We start from the raw sequence: 15,985 nt of genomic DNA, 5'->3' as shown, positions 1-15,985 counted from the left end.
CCAATGAACTGAAGCAAACCAATGCAAACCGGTGTCTCTGCAGCGGTGGCCGCCATGGAGCAGGCCGTGCGCCGGCTGGATACCGCCCTGGCGCAGCGCGGGGCGGCATTCCGGTCGCTGGCCGAACAGCATGGCCTGGTGGCATCCGAGCTCAAAACCCTGCGCGACGAGGTGCAGGCCGCGCGCGACGAGGCCGCATCCCTGCGCGAACGCGCTGCCCTGGTCGATGCCCTGCGCGCCGAACTGGCGCAATTGCAGCAGGACGAAGCGGCCGTGGTGCAGGATGACAGCGCACTGCGCGAAACGCTCGGTGCGCGTGAGGCTGAGATCGCGGCGCTGAAGCAGACCGTCGACGAGTTGCGCGCCAAGTTGGCTGCCGCGGTGGATGCCAAGGTGGAGTTGCAGGCACGCGACGCCGAGGCCACGGCGCTGCGCAAGGAGACGGAAGACCTGCGCGGCCGGCTGGCTGCTGCGGTTGACGCCAAGGTGGCATTGCAGGAACAGGTGACGCAGCAGACGGCAGCACCTGCCGCGGCCACGAATGGCGCAGGTCACGGCGAAGTCGCGGCGCTGAAGGCTGAACTGGCAGCGGCGCGCGCGGCCCATACCGAGATGCAGGCCTTCCAGTCGGGTGTCGCGGCGCGGCTGGAGGCGACGATGGCGCGCCTGCGCCAGGCGCTGGATGCAGAAGTGCGGATGTAAGGAGGCTGCGATGGCTGAGATCAATGTCACCGTCAACAATCGCCTCTATCCGATCGGCTGCGACGACGGCGAGGAGGATCAGGTCCGCCGCCTGTCCGGGCTGGTCGATGTGCGGGTGAAGGAACTGGCGGCGCTGGTTGGCCAGGTGGGCGAGGCGCGCCTCCTGCTGATGACGGCGCTCACCCTGGCCGACGACCTGGAGCAGGCCCAGCGCGACGTGGCCGCCATGCGGCAAGAGGTTAATGCGCTCTCTGAAGAGCAGAAAACGGCCGCTGGCGGCGCCGATGCCCTGCTGGGGCTGGCAAAACGGCTGGAAGACATTGCCGCAAGGCTGGAGACCACCTAAATAAGGCCTTGGACGGGTGCTGCCCGGTGCGTTGGTGTTCATAACCCTGGGGCCAATGCTCATCTCTAGGGAGCTGTCCCTGGCCGGAGCCCTGGTTCCGATCATACGGCGCCCACCTGGTACGCCAGGCCACAGAGGTTAGTTCATGCTAACGGCCATGGCGGGCCCGTCCACTTCCGCTCCCTTCAATTGATCAGGCCGGCTTGGCTTCGCGAAACGACTCCCCTGGCGATCCCGCACTCGACCAACGCTCCGGTCTTGATCAGCGTAAGGCGAGCCTGCGCGCCAAGCTGAAGCTGCGCCGCGCCGAAGCCGCGCAAACGAATGGCGCGGCGATTGCCGCGCTGGCGGCCGAGCGTTTTCTTGCCGCCATTCCCGTATCCGCTGGCCAGGTGGTTGCCGGCTACTGGCCGATGGGCGACGAGCTCGATCCGTTGCCGCTGCTGTTGGCCTTGCAGCGCCAGGGCGCGCGGATCGTGCTGCCCGCCGTGCAGAAGGGGTCGCGCCTGCTGCAGTTCCGCCTGTGCGAAGACCTTGCCAATCCGCCGCCGGGCGGCGCCTATGGCATTCCGGCACCGGGCGAGGGCGCGGCCATGCTGCCGCCCGATATCCTGCTGGTGCCGCTGATCGGGTTCGATACGGCCGGCCGGCGGCTCGGCATGGGTGGCGGCTATTACGACGCGACGCTGCAGGCTCTGCGGGCCTCAGGTAAAAAGATTGTAGCTGTCGGCTATGCCTTCGCGGTACAGCAGGTGGCGGAGTTGCCTCACGGGACGCATGACGAAATACTGGACTGGGCGGTGACCGAACGCGGCGCTGTGCGGTTTGCCAAGGACTGAGTAGACAGGACCAGCAATGAAACTTCTGTATTGCGGCGATATTGTCGGCCGCTCGGGCCGCGACGCGGTGGTCTCGCGCATCCCGGAGCTGCGCAAGACGCTTGGCCTCGATTTCGTGCTGGTCAACGGCGAGAACGCGGCTGCCGGCTTCGGCATCACCGGGAAAATCTGCGAAGAGTTCTATGCCGCCGGCATTGATGTGATCGTGCTTGGCAACCATGCCTGGGACCAGCGCGAGACCCTCAGCTACATCAACTCCGATCCGAAACTGCTGCGGCCGCTGAATTACCCCAAGGGCACGCCTGGCAAGGGTGCGGCGCTATACACGCTGCAAAGCGGCAAGAAGGTGCTGGTGATCCAGGTGATGGGCCGCATCTTCATGGATCCGCTGGACGATCCCTTCGCCGCTGTCGACGGCGAGCTGCAGAAATACCGTCTGGGTGCTGGCGCGGGCGCCGATGCGATCATTGTCGACATCCATGGCGAGGCGACCTCGGAAAAGATGGCGATGGGCCATTTCTGCGATGGCCGCGCCTCACTGGTCTGCGGCACGCACAGCCATATTCCCACGGCTGATGCGCAGATCCTGCCCGGCGGTACGGCCTACCAGACCGATGCCGGCATGTGCGGCGACTACAATTCGGTGATCGGCATGGACAAGACCGAGCCGCTGAACCGCTTCACCCGCAAGGTGCCGAACGGACGCTTCGAGCCGGCCAATGGCGAGGGCACGCTCTGCGCCGTCTATGTCGAGACGGATGATCGCACCGGCCTGGCCACGCGGATTTCGCCGATCAGGCTGGGCGGCCGGCTCGCCCAGGCAACGCTCTAGAGGTCGGGATCGCGGATCAGGAAGTCGACGATGCAGAACAGCATGTCGACGCGCACGCCGTCCGATGCCATCGGCATCACGATATCCACCACCGTCAGGAAATCCTTGTGCGGGCCGACATAGGGCACGCGGTTGATCCGCGGCGTCTTGGCTTCGGTCACGGTCGACAGGCTGGTCCAGATGCGGCTTGGCGGCTTCTGGTGCGGCAGGTCGCTCATGCACTGGCCGGTGTAGCGCGCATTCATCTGGGCATCCACCTGGGTGCCGAGCAGGCGATAGCGGAAATCCAGCGGCCAGCCCGGCTTGGAGTCGTACAGCACATCCATCAGGATGACATGCGGCAGCAGGGAAACGATTTCGGTGGGCTCGATATCGGCGCGCGCCGGCATGAGGCGGGCGCCGCGCTTGGCGCGCCAGTAGTCGTAACCGCGCAGCAGCAGCGGCGTCGCGCCGCTTAAATCGAGATCAGGCGATGCCTGGGCCGGGCCGTTCATCGGGGAAAGGGTGGCATGAAAGCCCCGGCCATGCACGTCCTAAGTAGGCGCGGCCTATGCACGGGCGCGTGAAGCCGGTCAGTTCATCCCGCGTGGGATGAAATCCACCACCGACATCAGCATGGTGACCGTGTCGTCATCGGGCGACAGCGGCAGGATCAGGTCCATCACGGTCAGGAAATCCTTGTGCGGGCCGACATAGGGCACGTGGTTAAGTTGCGGCCGCTTCTCTGTCACCACATGCTCGAAGTTGCGCCAGAGCTGACTGTCCGGCTGCTGGTGCGCCACCTCGCTCATCTGCACGCCGGTGAAACGGCGCGACATATGCGAATCCACCACGGTGCCCATCACGCGGTAGCGGAAGTCGAGCGGCCAACCCGGTTTGGACTCGCGCAGCACATCGATCAGCACGATGTTGGGCAGCAGGTTGCCCATTTCGATGGGGTCGATGTCAGCGCGGGATGGCATCAGGCGGGCGCCGCGCTTGGCGTTCCAGTAGTCATATCCACGCAGCAGGACTGGCGTGGCATGGCGGCTCATCAGCATGTCGCGCATGCTTGACAATGGCTGGCCTGCGCTAGCCCAGCTGCGTGAAGGGATCGGTGCCATCCTGCAGGCGCACGGCCTGGTGCAGGTCGACGCAGACCAGCACATGGTCGACGGTTTCGCCGTCATCGGCCAGCGGCATGACGATATGGAAGATGCTGCTGATCTCGCGGCTGCGGCCCACATAGGGCAGCACGCCCTTCACCGGCGCGCGGCAGTCGACGGCGGCGGTGAGGTGGTCCCACACCATGCTGGGCGCGCGCTGGTGCGCGATCTCGCTCAGGCGCTTGCCGGAATAATCGCCGTTGCTCAGCGCCTGCATGCGGCTGCCGATCATCACATAGCGGAAGTCATGCGGGTCGCGCTCGAGCGCCATCAGGATCAGCTGCGGGCGCAGCGGCTCCAGGCCCGGATGCTCCAGCATGCCACGATGGGGCATCTCGGCCGCGCCGCGGGCCGCCAGCCACAGGCCATGGGCATAGGTCAGCAGCACCGACTGCGGATAGCCCGGCAGGCCGCTGGAGGGTCTGGCCCCTCCGCCCGGCACGGCTACCAGCTGCATGATGTCGCTCGCGCTGCTCATAAGTTATTGTATAGGTTGTATTATTTTTGTCAGACGTGAGGCGGGGTGGGTCCCCGGTCGGCCAAAACACTAGCGGCCCGCGTGATTCGGCGCAACGAAACACTCACCCCGAAGGATCAGCCGGTATCCCGCGGCATCCTTGCTTTTGCGGGGCGCCGGCTTTATCGCGCTGGCGGTCGGCCGCAACCTGGTGGGGCCGGGCAGATAAACGGACCGAAATGTGGTAAACATGCCCGATTCGGTCGCTTTTTCACGATTTAGCCGCAGGTTCCGTCATGGCTGGCCATTCCCAGTTTAAAAACATCATGCATCGCAAGGGCGCGCAGGATGCCAAGCGCGCCAAGATTTTCACCAAGCTGATCCGCGAACTGACCACCGCGGCCCGCACCGGCCAGCCCGATCCGGCCGCCAACCCCCGGCTGCGCGCCGCCATCCAGGCCGCCCGCGTCGCCAATATGTCGAAGGACACGCTGGAGCGCGCGATCAAGCGCGGCGCCGGCGGCGATGCCACCGAGAATTACGAAGAGGTGCGCTACGAGGGCTACGGCCCCGGCGGCGTCGCCGTGATCGTCGAGGCGCTGACCGACAATCGCAACCGCACGGCTGGTGAAGTCCGCGCGGCGTTTTCGAAGAACGGCGGGGCGCTCGGCGAGACCAATTCGGTCGCCTTCATGTTCGACCGCGTCGGCGAGATCGTCTTCCCCGTCGCCGCCGCCAGCGCCGAAGCGCTGTTCGAGGGCGCGCTGGAAGCCGGCGCCGAGGATGTGCAGTCCGATGAGGAAGGCCACAGCGTCACCTGCGCGCAGGATGACTTCGCCGCCGTGCGCGAGGCGCTGGAAAAGCGGTTCGGCGAGCCCAAGTCGGCCAAGCTGGTCTGGAAGCCCAAGACCACCACGCCGGTCGAGGGCGAGAAGGCCGAGACGCTGTTCAGGATGATCGAGGTCCTCGAGGACAGCGACGACGTGCAGACGGTCTACGCCAATTTCGATATTTCCGACGACGAGCTGAAGAAGCTCGCGAGCTGAAGAGGCGGCTGAAAGAGTCAGATGCGCATCATTGGTCTCGATCCGGGCCTGCGCGCCACCGGCTGGGGAGTGATCTCCGCCGAGGGCAACCGGTTGAGCCATGTGGCGCATGGCACCATCCGCACCAACCCGGACGACGAACTCGCCTATCGCCTGCGCACCGTGCATGACGCGCTGGCGGAAATCCTTAGCCAGTGGCAGCCGCAGGCGGCCGCCGTGGAAGAGACCTTTGTGAACAAGAATCCGTCCTCGACCTTGAAGCTCGGCCAGGTGCGCGGGGTGGTACTGCTGGCGCCGGCCCTGCTGGGGCTGGCCGTCGGCGAATATGCGCCGACCGTGATCAAGAAGGCCGTGGTCGGCACCGGCGCGGCCGAGAAGGACCAGGTCCATGCCATGGTGAAGCGCCTGCTGCCGGGCTGCAATGTGACGGGCGCAGACGCTGCCGATGCTCTGGCCGTCGCCATCTGCCATTCGCATCATGCCGCCACCGCGCGCCGCGTGATGACGGCGGAAGTGCGGGTCCCCCGATGATCGCCAAGCTCAGCGGGCTGCTCGACAGCGTGTCGGAGACCGCCTGCATCCTCGATGTCGGCGGCGTCGGCTATCAGGTCTACTGCTCGGCCCGCACGCTGCGCAGCCTGCCACGTCCGGGCGAGGCGGTGCGCCTGCATATCGAGACCCATGTGCGCGAAGATCACATTCATTTGTTCGGCTTTCTCTCCGAAGCCGAGCGCGGCTGGTTCAACCTGCTGCAGACCGTGCAGGGCGTCGGCGCCAAGGTCGCGCTCGGCATCCAGTCGACGCTGGCGCCGGACGAGCTGTTCCGCGCCATTGCGTCTGCCGACAAGACCACGCTCAACCGCTGCGACGGCGTCGGGCCGAAGCTGGCCGTGCGCCTGATCACCGAGCTGAAGGACAAGGTCGGCGGCATCGCGCTGGGGTCATCTGTTGCTGCGGCCGCGCCGGGTGAGATCGCGGCAGTCGAGGAAAAGACCGGTGGCCCGGTCGCTGATGCGCTCTCGGCCCTGGTCAACTTGGGCTACAAGCGCGCCGATGCCTTTGGCGCCGTCACCACCGCCGCCCGCAATCTCGGCGACAAGGCGCCCGGTAAACCAATAGATGTGCAGCAGCTCATTCCGGCAGCCCTCAAGGAGCTGGCGCGATGAGTGAAGCCCCTCGTATCGTGTCCAGCGCGAAAGCCGAAGGCGACGACTTCGAGCGCCATCTGCGCCCACAGGTGCTCGGCGATTTCATCGGCCAGCAGCGCGCCCGCGAGAATCTCAGCATCTTCATCCATGCCGCCAAGGAGCGCGGCGAGGCGCTGGACCATGTGCTGCTGCACGGGCCGCCGGGCCTGGGCAAGACCACCATGGCGCAGATCGTGGCGCGCGAGCTGGGCGCCGGCTTCAAGGCCACGTCCGGCCCGGTGATCGCCAAGGCCGGCGATCTCGCCGCGCTGCTGACCAATCTGGAAGCGCGCGACGTGCTGTTCATCGACGAGATCCATCGCCTCAATCCGGCGGTGGAGGAAATCCTCTATCCGGCGATGGAGGACTTCCAGCTCGACCTGATCATCGGCGAGGGGCCGTCGGCGCGCAGCGTGCGCATCGACCTGCCGCCCTTCACCCTGGTCGGCGCCACCACGCGGTCGGGCCTGCTCACCACGCCGCTGCGCGAGCGTTTCGGCATTCCGCTGCGCCTGAACTTCTATGAAGTCGAGGAGCTGGAACTGATCGTGCGGCGCGGCGCCCGTATCCTGGATCTCGAACTCGACGCCTCAGGCGCCAGAGAAATCGCCCGCCGCGCCCGTGGCACGCCGCGCGTGGCCGGCCGCCTGCTGCGCCGCGTGCGCGATTTCGCCGTCTATGCCAAGGCCAAGGTGGTGGATGCCGCCACCGCCGACGCGGCGTTGCTGCGGCTGGAAGTGGATGCGCGCGGCCTGGATGCCATGGATCGCCGCTATCTGACCGTGATCGCCCGCGACTTCCAGGGCGGCCCGGTCGGCGTCGAAACCATCGCCGCCGCGCTGTCGGAACCGCGCGACGCGCTGGAAGACATCATCGAGCCCTATCTCATTCAGCAGGGCTTCCTGCAGCGCACCCCGCGCGGTCGCCTGCTCACGGCCGCCGCCTTCGCCCATCTCGGTCTCAACGCTCCGGCGTCCTTAAGCACCGCCGGCCAGCTCGACCTGCTGGGAGATGATGATGCCTGAATCCTTGCATCGCTATCCGCCCCATAAATATTCTCTGCGGGTGCAGTGGGAAGACACCGATGCCGCCGGCATCGTCTATTACGCTAATTATCTGCGCTTCATCGAGCGCGGCCGCTCCGACCTGCTGCTGCAAAAGGGCATCAGCCAGCGCGCTGTCATGGCCGATGCGGCGCAGGGTGTGGCCTTCGCCGTCCGGGCCTGCAATATCGAATACCTGAAACCGGCCAGGTTGCATGAGGATCTGACCGTTACGACCGCCATTACCGAGCTGCGGGGCGCCAGCCTGACTGCCCGCCAGGATGTCTGGCGCGGCGAGGAATTGCTGGCCCGGGCAGAGGTTAGGTTGGCCTGCATCGACCAGGCTGGCCGGCCCAGACGCGTTCCGGCCCCGATTGCGGCGGTTTTCGCCACACTTTCACCAAATTTGTCGCATTGATCTGCTAACTCGTAACGAAAAGGATTCGAACTTATGGACAGGACCGTTAGCGCCGCGCAGCTCGGGGGCTCATCCGCCGCCGCCGATCTCTCGCTCTGGGCGCTCTTCATCCAGGCCGACTGGATCGTCAAGGCCGTCATGCTGATGCTGATCCTGGCCTCCTTCTGGTCCTGGGCGATCATCTTCGACAAGCTGATCAAGATCCGCCGCACCGTGATCGACACCGACAAGTTCGAGAACGACTTCTGGTCGGGTGGTTCGCTCGATGCGCTCTACGACCGGCTCTCGATGGCCGGCCCGCAGCATCCGATGGCCGTGCTGTTCGTCGCCGCCATGCGCGAATGGCGCCGCTCCACCGAGCGCGGCCTGGTGCGCGGCAAGCAGGGGCTGGGGTCGCTGCAGGTCCGCATCAACCAGGTCATGCGCGTGTCGATCGACCGCGAGATGGAGCGCCTGGAGCGCTACCTCGGCTTCCTCGCCTCGGTCGGTTCGGTCTCGCCCTTCGTCGGCCTGTTTGGCACGGTCTGGGGCATCATGAACTCATTCCACGCGATTGCGTCCTCCAAGAACACCTCGCTGGCCGTCGTGGCGCCCGGCATCGCCGAGGCGCTGTTCGCCACCGCGCTGGGCCTGCTGGCCGCCATTCCGGCCGTCATGGCCTACAACAAGTTCTCCAACGACCTTGGCCGCCTGAACGTGCGGCTCGAAGGCTTCGCCGGTGAATTCTCCGCGCTGATGTCGCGTCAGCTCGACGAAGAGGCAGCCTGATATGGGTATGCAGATGGGCGGCGGCTCCACCCGCGGCGGTCGCCGCATGCGGGCGCCGATGTCGGAAATCAACGTGACGCCGCTGGTCGACGTCATGCTGGTGCTGCTGATTGTGTTCATGGTCGCGGCCCCGCTGCTCACCGTCGGCGTGCAGGTCGATCTGCCCAAGACGCAGGCAGCGGCGATCCAGGGCCAGGACGAGCCGCTGAGCGTCACCATCGATTCCAAGGGCGCCGTTTACCTGCAGGAAACGGTGGTCGAGCTAGACCAGCTTGTTCCGCGCCTGCAGGCGATTGCCGGCAATGCGCCTGACCGCCGCATCTTCGTGCGTGGCGACCAGGCGATCAATTACGGCAAGGTGCTGGAAGTGATGGGAATGATCAATTCCGGCGGCTTCACCAAGGTCGCGCTGGTGGGCAATCCGCCGGCCGGTCCGGCCCCGAAGCGCTAAGACGCTGGTTAAGTCAGTAATGGGCAGAGGGTTGGGTTAAGAGTGCAGCGCAAGTCCTACATATTCTCGGCAAGTCTGCATGGCGGCATCGTTGCCTTCGCCGTGTTCGGGCTGCCGCATCTGTTCGATACGCCGCGCGAGCCTGAGCCGATGGTGGTGCTGGCCGAATTCGCGCCGATCGCCGAGAAGACCAACGTGCCCAAGGTCCAGCCCAAGGTAGTCGAGACCAAGGCACCGCCGAAGGAAGAGCCGCTGCCCGAGGCCAAGCCCGAGCCGAAGCCGGAGCCGCCCAAGCCCGCGCCGCAGGCCGTGGCGCCCCCGCCGCCCCCTCCGCCGCCGCCGACCCCTGAGCCGCCCAAGCAGGTCGAAGCGCCAAAGCCGGCGCCGATGCCCGAGCCGACACCGGCTCCCAAGCCGATCCCGAAGCCGGAGAAGGTGGTCGAGGCGCCCGAGCCGCCGAAGGTGACCGAGAAGCCGAAGCCGGAATCCAAGCCGACGCCGCCCAAGCCGGCGCAGCGCACGGAAGAGAAGAGCAAGACGCCCGACTTCGCCGATGTCGCCGCCCTGGTCAACAAGATGAAGACCGCGCCGGCGCCGCAGCCTAATCCGGCACCGCAGACGGCCACGCGCTCGCCGCCGCCGGCTGCCTCGCCGCGCATGGAAGGCCCGTCCAATCCGAACCTGCCTGTCTCGATGAGCGAGAAGGACTTCATTCGCAAGCAGATTGAAGACAAGTGGCAGTTCGACGTTGGCGCCCGCGATGCGAACAACCTGATTGTGCGCATCAAATTCAGCCTCAACGCCGATGGGTCGCTGCGTACGCAGCCCGAGATCGTCGACCAGGCCCGCATGTACATGCCGGGCCAGGAATCCTATCGCTCCGCGGCTGAATCGGCGCGTCGCGCCGTGCTCAAGGCCGCGCCCTTCCAGTTGCCGCCCGGCGACAAGGACAAGTGGAGCCAGGAGATCATTCTGAACTTTGACCCGCGTATGATGTTGGGTGGGTAATGGATAAGGAGACAAGGATGAATCGGATGGCAATTTTGCCCACGATGCGGGCCGGCGCGCTGGCGCTGATGGCAATGGTCTTCATTGCCGCTTCAGCCCATGCCGCCGTCGAAATCGACATCACCAAGGGCAACTTCAGGCCGGTGCCGATCGCCATTTCGGATTTCGATGCCGATAATCCGCAGGCCACCAAGATCGGCGCCGATGTCGCCCGCGTCATCCGTGCCGACCTCGAGCGCTCAGGTCTGTTCAAGCCCGCCGATCCGCGCGCCCATATCCAGACCCCGGCGCAGTTGCGCGTGCAGCCGCGCTTTGGCGACTGGCGCGTCATCAATGTTGATGCGCTGGTCAGCGGCCGCCTCGAGGTGCAGCCCGATGGCCGCCTGCGCGGCGAATTCCGCCTCTGGGACGTGGCCGCCGAGAATCAGATGACCGGCCTGGCGTTGTTCACCACGCCCGACAACTGGCGTCGCCTAGCGCATCTGATCGCCGATGCGATCTACAAGCGCGTCACCGGCGAGGATGGCTATTTCGACACCCGCATCGTCTACGTCGCCGAAAGCGGCCCGCCGGACAAGCGCATCAAGCGTCTGGCGATTATGGACCAGGACGGCGAGAACCATCGCTTCCTGACCGACGGCCGCTACCTGGTGCTGACCCCGCGCTTCAGCCCGAGCCAGCAGGAAATCACCTACCTGTCGTATTTCAACGACAAGCCGCGCGTGTACCTGTTCAACATCGATACCGGGCAGCAGGAGCTGGTCGGCGACTTCCCGGGCATGACCTTTGCTCCGCGCTTCTCGCCGGATGGCAATCGCGTGATCATGTCGCTTGCCGCGGATGGCAACTCGGATGTCTACATGATGGATCTGCGCACGCGGCAGCGTTCGCGCCTGACGCAGGACCCGGGCATCGATACCTCGCCGTCCTTTGCGCCTGACGGTCGCCGTATCACCTTCAATTCGGATCGCGGCGGCACCAAGCAGATCTATGTCATGAATTCCGATGGGTCTGACCAGAAGCGCGTCAGCTTCGGTCAGGGCCGCTATTCCACGCCGGTCTGGTCGCCGCGTGGCGATCTGATCGCCTTCACCAAGGAATACCAGGGCCAGTTCTCGATCGGCGTGATGCGCCCCGATGGGTCTGGCGAGCGCATCCTGTCGTCGAACAGCGTGGTGCAGGAAGCGCCGACCTGGGCGCCGAACGGCCGTGTCCTGATGTTCTATCGCGAGACGCCCTGGAATTCGTCGGGGCGTGGCCAGCGCGTGCGTCTGGTCTCGATCGATCTCACCGGCGTCAACGAACGCGAGATTCCCACCCCGATCGACGCCTCCGACCCGGCCTGGTCGCCGCTTTCCCCCCTGGTTCGCTAAAAGGGGATATCCACAGGACGCAACCTGTGGATAACTAAAGTTATCCCGCCCTCTGTTGCAGAAATGCCGCAGGGGGCGGTTTAGTATTTACAAGCCCTTACCCCTATTGATTCAGCAAAAACCGGTGGATATAGTCCACCGTGACGTAATGGCTTGAACTGAGGGTTCCGGCAACGTTTGCTGCGGGTGCGGTCCCTGGGACTGAGAACCTGCCCCGAACGTCTGTTTTAACCTCCGGTTTGTCAGACGGTTCGTCCTGAGAGCGAAAAAAACTCGACCCACGGGATGGAACGCAAGTTTTGGTCTCAAGTTTTGTCTGTAGTTCTCAGGTTCTGACTCACTCAATCGAAACCCTTGGAGGGATAATAAAAATGCGCCTCAACACCTTCGGCTCCAAGTTCCTGGCCGTGGCTGCCGTTGGCCTGCTGCTCGCTGCCTGCTCGTCTGATCCGGCCCCGACCGCTGGCACCACCGGCACCGGCACCGCGAGCACCACCACCACCAGCATCGCGCCGGGCACCGTGCAGGACTTCCAGGTCAACGTCGGCGACCGCGTCTTCTTCGACTATGACAAGTTCGAAGTGAAGCCGGCTGGCAAGGCCACCCTCGACAAGCAGGCTGCTTGGCTGAAGCGTTACGGCCAGTGGAAGGTCGTCGTGGAAGGTCATGCTGACGAGCGCGGCACTCGCGAATACAACCTGGCGCTCGGCGATCGTCGCGCCAACGCCGTCAAGTCCTACCTGGTCAATCAGGGCATCCCGGCGAACCGCGTCACCATCATCTCCTACGGTAAGGAGCGTCCGGTGGCTCTCGGTTCGAACGAGGCCGCCTGGGCCCAGAACCGTCGCGGTGTGACGGTCCTGTCGAACTAATATCCCTTCCGGTGGCTTAAGGCCGCCGGACAGAGATGGTTCTCTGAGACGCCCGCCTGTCGCAAGACAGGCGGGTGTTTCTTTTTTGGCCGGATGTTTTTTCTCGCCGTGCGTTTCTTTTTAGCCCGCATCTCACGGCGGTCACACACTTCGTCAATAAACTCGTGCCATGGTCTCACCGTGGCGGGGCTTGTCATTTGCCCAAGTTCCGCCGCAATGCGCGCGCGTTTCCGCCATGAAGCGCAGGCTTCCTAACACTCAGGCAGAGCAAGAAAAGGGACTACCCCAATGAAAATGAGTCAGATGATGATGCGGTCGATGTTTGCAGCCGCGCTGGTGCTGGGCCTGGCGGCCTGCGAAAGCGCGCCGCAGCCGGTCAGCTCCACCGGTGGCGGTGGCAGCGGCGGCCCCTCGATGCAGGGCAGCGGCAACCGCAACGTCGGCGTCGGCACCGGCAGCCTGGAAGAGCAGCAGCGCCAGTTCGCCGCCAATGTCGGCGACCGCGTCTTCTTCGACTATGACTCCTTCGCCCTGAAGCCGGCCGGCCAGCAGACGCTGGACCGCCAGACCGCCTTCCTGCGCCAGAACGGCCAGTTCCGCGTCGTCATCGAAGGCCACAGCGATGAACGCGGTACCCGCGAATACAATCTGGCGCTCAGCGAGCGCCGCGCCACCACGGTGCGCAATTACCTGGTCAACCAGGGCATCCCGGCCGCCCGCGTCACCATTGTCGCCTATGGCAAGGAGCGCCCGGTGGCGCTCGGCGGCAACGAGGCCTCCTGGGCCGAGAACCGCCGCGGCGTGACCGTGCTGGCCAACTGAGCCGCCGGACCGCACAAGACTGATGACAGGCCCCGTCTTTCCGGCGGGGCCTGTTTTCTTGGTCACGTAATTGTAGCGGCCAGGCCTGCCCTGGCGTTGCGCGACGCCATGCTTTTGACGTAAACCGCGATAAAATCGATAAACTCGGTTTTCCGTCCGATTCGCTTTTCAGCCATCGGCCTACCGTTGGGGTTTGCCATGTCCGCGTCTTCGATGCTTCGTATGTCCGCTGTCGTCCTGCTGCTTGCCGGTGCCTCTGCTCCGGTCGTCGCGCAGGACGCCGCCGAACGCCTCAACCGTCTGGAAAACGACCTGCGCACCCTGCAGCGCCAGGTCTATCGCGGCACGCCGCCCGGTGCGGGCGGCGGCAGCTCGGCCGGCCTCACCGATGCCGGCAGCGACGGCTCCAGCCCGGCCAACCGCCTGAACGCGCGCATCGACGATCTGGAAAACCAGATCCGCCAGCTCACCGGGCGCTTCGAGGAGGTGGAATTCACCGCCAGCCAGGCCAATCGCCGCATGGACAAGCTGACCGAGGATGTCGACTTCCGTCTCAACCAGCTCGAGCGTGGCGGCGCCACAGCGGGCGCGGGCCAGCAGACCGGCAGCGTCGAGCAGGTGAAGCCGACGCCGGCCCAGCAGGGCGTGGCCGCGCCGGGGACTCCCGTGGTGCGCGGCTCGACCTCGTCGACGCCGGGCCAGGCGCCGACCAGGGAAGGCAATCTCGGTTCGATGCCGGTCGATGCGCAGGGCCGTCCGATTCAGGGTGGCGGCAACCAGCAGACCGCTGCAGCCCCGCCGGCCGCCGCCGGCAATCCGGCCAGCGGCAAGGGCAAGCTGCCCAACGGCACGCCGCAGGAGCGCTACAACTACGCCTACAAGCTGCTGGTGCAGAGCGACTATGCCGATGCCGAAGCCGCCTTCCGCGAATTCCTCTCCGCGCATCCCAAGGATGCGCTGGCCGGCAACGCGCAATACTGGCTGGGCGAGACCTATTACGTGCGCGGCCAGTATGAACCCGCCAGCCAGGCCTTCCTGCAGGGCTATCAGGGCTACAAGGGCAACAGCCGCGGCAAGGCACCCGACAGCCTGCTGAAGCTGGGCATGTCGCTGGCGGCGATGAAAAAGACGCCCGAGGCCTGCGCCGCATTGGGCCAGCTCGGCAAGGATTTCCCCGACGCGCTGCCGCATGTGAAGGATGCCGCGGTGCGCGAGCGCTCCAAGCTGAGCTGCCGCTAGGATGACGGCAGCGGGGGCAGTGGGCGCGGCCGAATTCGGCCGGCTGCTGCAGCCGCTGCTGCCACGCCCGGCTCAGGATAATCGCGTCAAGCACATCGCCATCGCGGTGTCGGGCGGCGCCGACAGCATGGCGCTGGCGCTGCTCAGCCATGACTGGGCCAAAGCCAAGCGCGTCAAACTCACCGCCTTCATTGTCGATCACGGCCTGCGCAAGGAGAGCGCGGCTGAATCGCAGCAGGTGCTGGGCTGGCTGAAAAAAGCCGGCATCAAGGCCGAGCGCCTGGTCTGGCGCGGCGCCAAGCCGACCGCCAACAAGCAGGCGGCGGCGCGGGCCGCGCGCTACCGCCTGCTGGAAGCGGCCTGCGCCAAGGCGGGGATTGCCCATCTGCTGCTCGGCCAGCATCGCGACGACCAGGCCGAAACGCTGCTGCTGCGCAGCCTGCGCGGCTCCGGCGTCGACGGCCTGGCGGCGATGGCGCCGGTGCGCGCCTTCAACGACCATCTCACCGTGCTGCGGCCGCTGCTCGATATCCCGAAGGCGCGGCTCATCGCGACGCTGGAGAAGCGCCGGCATCCCTGGGTGGAGGACCCCTCCAACGCCGATCCGGGCTACATGCGCGCCCGGCTGCGGCGCGCGCTGGATGTCTTGAGCGACAACGATGCCGGCAGCCGCGCCGAGATGGTGGCGCATCTGGCGCAGACCGCGCGCAACTTCGCCCGCACCCGCGCGCTGCTGGACGAGAGCGCCTATGACCTGCTGCACCGGAGCGTGCGGCTGCATCCGGCCGGCATCGCCTGGCTCGACCGCGCGCTGCTCGCCGACGCCCATGACGAGATCGCGCTGCGCAGCCTCAGTCGATTGCTGAGCGCCATCGGCGGCGACCCGCTGCCGCCGCGCCTCGACCGGCTGGAGCGCCTGCTCGACAGCCTGCGCGCCAAAACCGTCACGCCGCAGACCCTGCATCGCTGCGCGCTGCGCCCGATCAGGGACCGCATCCTGGTCTGCCGCGAGGCGCGCCACCTGCCGGCGCCCGAACCCCTGCGGCCAGGCCCCGGAATGACCATGCTCTGGGACGGCCGCTTCCGTGTCACAATCGGCAAAATCCCGCCAAAGCGTCTGGGCGGCCTGACAATCGGGCCGCTTGGCAGTCACAAACCGGCGGATGTCGATCATACCGCAGTGCCAAAAGTGGCCTGGCCGGCGCTGCCGGCGCTCTGGAAGGGCGGGGCGCTGCTCGCCGTTCCGGCTTTGGGCTGGGGAACGCTGCCCGCCGGGCTGCAGATCGCCTTCCGGCCCAGCCTGCTGCCGCCCGCCGAGACGCTTCTGGCGGAAATTCCCTGAGACCTTCCATAAAAACGACGACGTAACTGCTTGTTTAGCCCTGCCGCGGTCATATCTATGGTCTGGGCCGGCTGAAATCGGCTAGAATTTTTCCA

20 protein-coding genes and 1 other RNA gene are annotated in these 15,985 nt (G+C 65.8%); 18 read left to right on the top strand and 3 right to left on the bottom strand.

The genetic code is table 11. The features are described from left to right. The first annotated feature begins 21 nt into the window (after positions 1 to 21). The 5 genes from AC1RRT_RS04580 (at position 22) to AC1RRT_RS04560 (ending at position 2,719) form a co-directional block, all read left to right on the top strand. Positions 22 to 702 carry a hypothetical protein gene (locus AC1RRT_RS04580; protein WP_493012582.1) on the top strand — a complete coding sequence of 227 codons (681 nt, stop codon included), beginning with the start codon at positions 22 to 24 and terminating at the stop codon, positions 700 to 702. Between the two features lie 10 nt (positions 703 to 712). Continuing rightward, positions 713 to 1,048 carry a cell division protein ZapA gene (locus tag AC1RRT_RS04575; protein ID WP_493012580.1) on the top strand — a complete coding sequence of 112 codons (336 nt, stop codon included), beginning with the start codon at positions 713 to 715 and terminating at the stop codon, positions 1,046 to 1,048. Positions 1,049 to 1,061: 13 nt separating this feature from the next. Further along, positions 1,062 to 1,218, top strand: a non-coding RNA gene (gene ssrS / locus AC1RRT_RS04570) — 6S RNA. A gap of 33 nt (positions 1,219 to 1,251) precedes the next feature. Then, positions 1,252 to 1,887, top strand: coding sequence for a 5-formyltetrahydrofolate cyclo-ligase (locus AC1RRT_RS04565; RefSeq protein ID WP_493012578.1), 636 nt, complete (start codon positions 1,252 to 1,254; stop codon positions 1,885 to 1,887). 16 nt (positions 1,888 to 1,903) lie between these two features. Next, entirely contained in the window at positions 1,904 to 2,719 is an 816-nt protein-coding gene (locus tag AC1RRT_RS04560) for a TIGR00282 family metallophosphoesterase (RefSeq protein WP_493012576.1), read from the top strand. Here AC1RRT_RS04560 and AC1RRT_RS04555 read toward each other — a convergent pair. From AC1RRT_RS04555 to AC1RRT_RS04545, 3 genes are all read right to left on the bottom strand, one after another. Further along, the gene (locus AC1RRT_RS04555) at positions 2,716 to 3,213 is read right to left on the bottom strand and encodes a PAS domain-containing protein (protein ID WP_493012574.1); all 498 of its coding nucleotides are present in this window, start codon (positions 3,211 to 3,213) and stop codon (positions 2,716 to 2,718) included. The two genes, AC1RRT_RS04560 and AC1RRT_RS04555, sit on opposite strands and share 4 nt — an antisense overlap. 78 nt (positions 3,214 to 3,291) lie before the next feature. Then, on the bottom strand, positions 3,292 to 3,759 hold the full coding sequence (locus AC1RRT_RS04550; RefSeq protein ID WP_493012572.1) for a PAS domain-containing protein: 468 nt from the start codon (positions 3,757 to 3,759) through the stop codon (positions 3,292 to 3,294). 31 nt (positions 3,760 to 3,790) lie between these two features. Further along, positions 3,791 to 4,342, bottom strand: coding sequence for a PAS domain-containing protein (locus AC1RRT_RS04545; protein WP_493012571.1), 552 nt, complete (start codon positions 4,340 to 4,342; stop codon positions 3,791 to 3,793). A gap of 275 nt (positions 4,343 to 4,617) precedes the next feature. On the opposite strand from AC1RRT_RS04545, the gene AC1RRT_RS04540 reads away from it, so the two are divergent. From AC1RRT_RS04540 to tilS, 13 genes are all read left to right on the top strand, one after another. Beyond that, on the top strand, positions 4,618 to 5,367 hold the full coding sequence (locus AC1RRT_RS04540) for a YebC/PmpR family DNA-binding transcriptional regulator (RefSeq protein WP_493012569.1): 750 nt from the start codon (positions 4,618 to 4,620) through the stop codon (positions 5,365 to 5,367). A gap of 21 nt (positions 5,368 to 5,388) precedes the next feature. Then, complete coding sequence (ruvC, locus tag AC1RRT_RS04535; protein WP_493012567.1) at positions 5,389 to 5,898, top strand: crossover junction endodeoxyribonuclease RuvC; 510 nt, start codon at positions 5,389 to 5,391, stop codon at positions 5,896 to 5,898. Continuing rightward, positions 5,895 to 6,533, top strand: coding sequence for a Holliday junction branch migration protein RuvA (gene ruvA / locus AC1RRT_RS04530; RefSeq protein ID WP_493012565.1), 639 nt, complete (start codon positions 5,895 to 5,897; stop codon positions 6,531 to 6,533). Before ruvC ends, ruvA begins: the two co-directional genes overlap by 4 nt. Beyond that, positions 6,530 to 7,579 (top strand): Holliday junction branch migration DNA helicase RuvB, encoded by a 1,050-nt coding sequence (gene ruvB, locus AC1RRT_RS04525; RefSeq protein ID WP_493012563.1) that lies wholly within the window; start codon positions 6,530 to 6,532, stop codon positions 7,577 to 7,579. The genes ruvA and ruvB overlap by 4 nt, the downstream gene beginning before the upstream one ends. Beyond that, positions 7,572 to 8,015, top strand: a complete 444-nt coding sequence (locus AC1RRT_RS04520) for a YbgC/FadM family acyl-CoA thioesterase (RefSeq protein WP_493012561.1) — start codon at positions 7,572 to 7,574, stop codon at positions 8,013 to 8,015. Before ruvB ends, AC1RRT_RS04520 begins: the two co-directional genes overlap by 8 nt. A 33-nt stretch (positions 8,016 to 8,048) precedes the next feature. Then, a complete protein-coding gene (tolQ, locus tag AC1RRT_RS04515) occupies positions 8,049 to 8,783 on the top strand; it encodes a protein TolQ (RefSeq protein ID WP_492982217.1) in 735 nt (244 codons plus the stop codon). Between the two features lies 1 nt (position 8,784). Then, positions 8,785 to 9,234: a protein TolR gene (gene tolR, locus AC1RRT_RS04510; protein ID WP_493012559.1), complete on the top strand. Its 450-nt coding sequence runs from the start codon at positions 8,785 to 8,787 to the stop codon at positions 9,232 to 9,234. A 42-nt stretch (positions 9,235 to 9,276) separates the two neighbouring features. Then, positions 9,277 to 10,242, top strand: a complete 966-nt coding sequence (locus tag AC1RRT_RS04505; protein ID WP_493012557.1) for a TonB C-terminal domain-containing protein — start codon at positions 9,277 to 9,279, stop codon at positions 10,240 to 10,242. Between the two features lie 17 nt (positions 10,243 to 10,259). Further along, a complete protein-coding gene (tolB, locus tag AC1RRT_RS04500) occupies positions 10,260 to 11,615 on the top strand; it encodes a Tol-Pal system beta propeller repeat protein TolB (RefSeq protein WP_493012555.1) in 1,356 nt (451 codons plus the stop codon). A gap of 371 nt (positions 11,616 to 11,986) precedes the next feature. Further along, positions 11,987 to 12,487 carry a peptidoglycan-associated lipoprotein Pal gene (pal, locus tag AC1RRT_RS04495; protein WP_493012553.1) on the top strand — a complete coding sequence of 167 codons (501 nt, stop codon included), beginning with the start codon at positions 11,987 to 11,989 and terminating at the stop codon, positions 12,485 to 12,487. A gap of 288 nt (positions 12,488 to 12,775) precedes the next feature. Beyond that, complete coding sequence (gene pal / locus AC1RRT_RS04490) at positions 12,776 to 13,309, top strand: peptidoglycan-associated lipoprotein Pal (RefSeq protein ID WP_493012551.1); 534 nt, start codon at positions 12,776 to 12,778, stop codon at positions 13,307 to 13,309. A gap of 222 nt (positions 13,310 to 13,531) precedes the next feature. Continuing rightward, complete coding sequence (gene ybgF / locus AC1RRT_RS04485) at positions 13,532 to 14,548, top strand: tol-pal system protein YbgF (protein WP_493012549.1); 1,017 nt, start codon at positions 13,532 to 13,534, stop codon at positions 14,546 to 14,548. A 1-nt stretch (position 14,549) separates the two neighbouring features. Further along, a complete protein-coding gene (gene tilS, locus AC1RRT_RS04480) occupies positions 14,550 to 15,890 on the top strand; it encodes a tRNA lysidine(34) synthetase TilS (protein ID WP_493012547.1) in 1,341 nt (446 codons plus the stop codon). Positions 15,891 to 15,985: the final 95 nt, after the last annotated feature.

Source organism: Ferrovibrio sp. GW821-FHT12B10 (assembly GCF_058807515.1).
The sequence above is the reverse complement of the archived record's forward strand: the minus strand, read 5'-3'. Positions and strand labels throughout refer to the sequence as shown.

Coding starts and splice junctions, on each gene's coding strand:
- AC1RRT_RS04580 (WP_493012582.1), top strand. CDS start 22: ATGCAAACCGGTGTCTCTGCAGCGGTGGCCGCCATGGAGCAGGCCGTG.
- AC1RRT_RS04575 (WP_493012580.1), top strand. CDS start 713: ATGGCTGAGATCAATGTCACCGTCAACAATCGCCTCTATCCGATCGGC.
- AC1RRT_RS04560 (WP_493012576.1), top strand. CDS start 1,904: ATGAAACTTCTGTATTGCGGCGATATTGTCGGCCGCTCGGGCCGCGAC.
- AC1RRT_RS04555 (WP_493012574.1), bottom strand. CDS start 3,213: ATGAACGGCCCGGCCCAGGCATCGCCTGATCTCGATTTAAGCGGCGCG.
- AC1RRT_RS04550 (WP_493012572.1), bottom strand. CDS start 3,759: ATGCTGATGAGCCGCCATGCCACGCCAGTCCTGCTGCGTGGATATGAC.
- AC1RRT_RS04545 (WP_493012571.1), bottom strand. CDS start 4,342: ATGAGCAGCGCGAGCGACATCATGCAGCTGGTAGCCGTGCCGGGCGGA.
- AC1RRT_RS04540 (WP_493012569.1), top strand. CDS start 4,618: ATGGCTGGCCATTCCCAGTTTAAAAACATCATGCATCGCAAGGGCGCG.
- ruvC (WP_493012567.1), top strand. CDS start 5,389: ATGCGCATCATTGGTCTCGATCCGGGCCTGCGCGCCACCGGCTGGGGA.
- ruvA (WP_493012565.1), top strand. CDS start 5,895: ATGATCGCCAAGCTCAGCGGGCTGCTCGACAGCGTGTCGGAGACCGCC.
- ruvB (WP_493012563.1), top strand. CDS start 6,530: ATGAGTGAAGCCCCTCGTATCGTGTCCAGCGCGAAAGCCGAAGGCGAC.
- AC1RRT_RS04520 (WP_493012561.1), top strand. CDS start 7,572: ATGCCTGAATCCTTGCATCGCTATCCGCCCCATAAATATTCTCTGCGG.
- tolQ (WP_492982217.1), top strand. CDS start 8,049: ATGGACAGGACCGTTAGCGCCGCGCAGCTCGGGGGCTCATCCGCCGCC.
- tolR (WP_493012559.1), top strand. CDS start 8,785: ATGGGTATGCAGATGGGCGGCGGCTCCACCCGCGGCGGTCGCCGCATG.
- tolB (WP_493012555.1), top strand. CDS start 10,260: ATGAATCGGATGGCAATTTTGCCCACGATGCGGGCCGGCGCGCTGGCG.
- pal (WP_493012553.1), top strand. CDS start 11,987: ATGCGCCTCAACACCTTCGGCTCCAAGTTCCTGGCCGTGGCTGCCGTT.
- pal (WP_493012551.1), top strand. CDS start 12,776: ATGAAAATGAGTCAGATGATGATGCGGTCGATGTTTGCAGCCGCGCTG.
- ybgF (WP_493012549.1), top strand. CDS start 13,532: ATGTCCGCTGTCGTCCTGCTGCTTGCCGGTGCCTCTGCTCCGGTCGTC.
- tilS (WP_493012547.1), top strand. CDS start 14,550: ATGACGGCAGCGGGGGCAGTGGGCGCGGCCGAATTCGGCCGGCTGCTG.